Here is a 2,697-nt window from a genome sequence, read left to right as displayed (position 1 = left end):
AGCGAAAGCGAGTCTGAATAGGGCGTTTAGTATGTGGTTGTAGACCCGAAACCAGGTGATCTACCCATGTCCAGGGTGAAGTTCAGGTAACACTGAATGGAGGCCCGAACCCACGCACGTTGTAAAGTGCGGGGATGAGGTGTGGGTAGCGGAGAAATTCCAATCGAACCTGGAGATAGCTGGTTCTCCCCGAAATAGCTTTAGGGCTAGCCTTAAGTGTAAGAGTCTTGGAGGTAGAGCACTGATTGAACTAGGGGTCCTCATCGGATTACCGAATTCAGTCAAACTCCGAATGCCAATGACTTATCCTTAGGAGTCAGACTGCGAGTGATAAGATCCGTAGTCAAGAGGGAAACAGCCCAGATCGCCAGCTAAGGTCCCAAAGTGTGTATTAAGTGGAAAAGGATGTGGAGTTGCTTAGACAACTAGGATGTTGGCTTAGAAGCAGCCACCATTTAAAGAGTGCGTAATAGCTCACTAGTCGAGTGACTCTGCGCCGAAAATGTACCGGGGCTAAATACACCACCGAAGCTGCGAATTGATACCAATGGTATCAGTGGTAGGGGAGCGTTCTAAGTGCAGTGAAGTCAGACCGGAAGGACTGGTGGAGCGCTTAGAAGTGAGAATGCCGGTATGAGTAGCGAAAGACGGGTGAGAATCCCGTCCACCGAATGCCTAAGGTTTCCTGAGGAAGGCTCGTCCGCTCAGGGTTAGTCAGGACCTAAGCCGAGGCCGACAGGCGTAGGCGATGGACAACAGGTTGATATTCCTGTACCACCTCTTTATCGTTTGAGCAATGGAGGGACGCAGAAGGATAGAAGAAGCGTGCGATTGGTTGTGCACGTCCAAGCAGTTAGGCTGATAAGTAGGCAAATCCGCTTATCGTGAAGGCTGAGCTGTGATGGGGAAGCTCCTTATGGAGCGAAGTCTTTGATTCCCCGCTGCCAAGAAAAGCTTCTAGCGAGATAAAAGGTGCCTGTACCGCAAACCGACACAGGTAGGCGAGGAGAGAATCCTAAGGTGTGCGAGAGAACTCTGGTTAAGGAACTCGGCAAAATGACCCCGTAACTTCGGGAGAAGGGGTGCTTTCTTAACGGAAAGCCGCAGTGAATAGGCCCAAGCGACTGTTTAGCAAAAACACAGCTCTCTGCGAAGCCGTAAGGCGAAGTATAGGGGGTGACACCTGCCCGGTGCTGGAAGGTTAAGGAGAGGGGTTAGCGTAAGCGAAGCTCTGAACTGAAGCCCCAGTAAACGGCGGCCGTAACTATAACGGTCCTAAGGTAGCGAAATTCCTTGTCGGGTAAGTTCCGACCCGCACGAAAGGTGTAACGATTTGGGCACTGTCTCAACCAGAGACTCGGTGAAATTATAGTACCTGTGAAGATGCAGGTTACCCGCGACAGGACGGAAAGACCCCGTGGAGCTTTACTGTAGCCTGATATTGAATTTTGGTACAGTTTGTACAGGATAGGCGGGAGCCATTGAAACCGGAGCGCTAGCTTCGGTGGAGGCGCTGGTGGGATACCGCCCTGACTGTATTGAAATTCTAACCTACGGGTCTTATCGACCCGGGAGACAGTGTCAGGTGGGCAGTTTGACTGGGGCGGTCGCCTCCTAAAGTGTAACGGAGGCGCCCAAAGGTTCCCTCAGAATGGTTGGAAATCATTCGTAGAGTGCAAAGGCATAAGGGAGCTTGACTGCGAGACCTACAAGTCGAGCAGGGACGAAAGTCGGGCTTAGTGATCCGGTGGTTCCGCATGGAAGGGCCATCGCTCAACGGATAAAAGCTACCCCGGGGATAACAGGCTTATCTCCCCCAAGAGTCCACATCGACGGGGAGGTTTGGCACCTCGATGTCGGCTCATCGCATCCTGGGGCTGTAGTCGGTCCCAAGGGTTGGGCTGTTCGCCCATTAAAGCGGTACGCGAGCTGGGTTCAGAACGTCGTGAGACAGTTCGGTCCCTATCCGTCGTGGGCGTAGGAAATTTGAGAGGAGCTGTCCTTAGTACGAGAGGACCGGGATGGACGCACCGCTGGTGTACCAGTTGTTCTGCCAAGGGCATAGCTGGGTAGCTATGTGCGGAAGGGATAAGTGCTGAAAGCATCTAAGCATGAAGCCCCCCTCAAGATGAGATTTCCCATAGCGTAAGCTAGTAAGATCCCTGAAAGATGATCAGGTTGATAGGTTCGAGGTGGAAGCATGGTGACATGTGGAGCTGACGAATACTAATAGATCGAGGACTTAACCATATAATATGTAGCAAATGTTATCTAGTTTTGAAGGAATATACCTTCATCAGTTTGGTGATGATGGCAGAGAGGTCACACCCGTTCCCATACCGAACACGGAAGTTAAGCTCTCTAGCGCCGATGGTAGTTGGGACCTTGTCCCTGTGAGAGTAGGACGTCGCCAAGCAAAAACCTAAGTCGTTTCGACTTAGGTTTTTTTGTGTTTATTTTTATTTATCGAATGTTATAATCCATAAATTTAATAACGCTAAAGACGAAAAAAGAATGAAATAGAGACTGTTTAAAATAATAGCAATGATTTTTTGTGTTCCGGATTTTCCTAATACCGCTAAAGCAATACTTAAAATAGGAAACCTTATTTCTATCATAAGTATATATTTTAAATAATGAGATGCTATAAATAAGTATTCAATAATTACAACAATTACTGCGATAGAAAAAATGAAT

1 protein-coding gene and 2 rRNA genes are annotated in these 2,697 nt (G+C 48.9%); 2 read left to right on the top strand and 1 reads right to left on the bottom strand.

Going from position 1 to position 2,697, the window contains the following annotated elements:
- Both SB753_RS34300 and rrf read left to right on the top strand, forming a co-directional pair.
- Window positions 1-2,250: ribosomal RNA gene (locus SB753_RS34300) — 23S ribosomal RNA — on the top strand; the annotation flags it as partial.
- 50 nt (window positions 2,251-2,300) lie between these two features.
- Window positions 2,301-2,416: ribosomal RNA gene (gene rrf / locus SB753_RS34295) — 5S ribosomal RNA — on the top strand.
- A 43-nt stretch (window positions 2,417-2,459) separates the two neighbouring features.
- On the opposite strand, the gene SB753_RS34290 is transcribed toward rrf, so the two are convergent.
- The coding region (locus SB753_RS34290) for a hypothetical protein (protein WP_410804469.1) at window positions 2,460-2,697 on the bottom strand (238 nt) is incomplete at its 5' end.

This window comes from Paraburkholderia sp. SIMBA_053 (assembly GCF_046534895.1).
Lineage (GTDB): Bacteria > Pseudomonadota > Gammaproteobacteria > Burkholderiales > Burkholderiaceae > Paraburkholderia > Paraburkholderia caledonica.
Note: the sequence above shows the minus strand (reverse complement) of the source record. Positions and strands in the feature narration are given on the sequence as shown.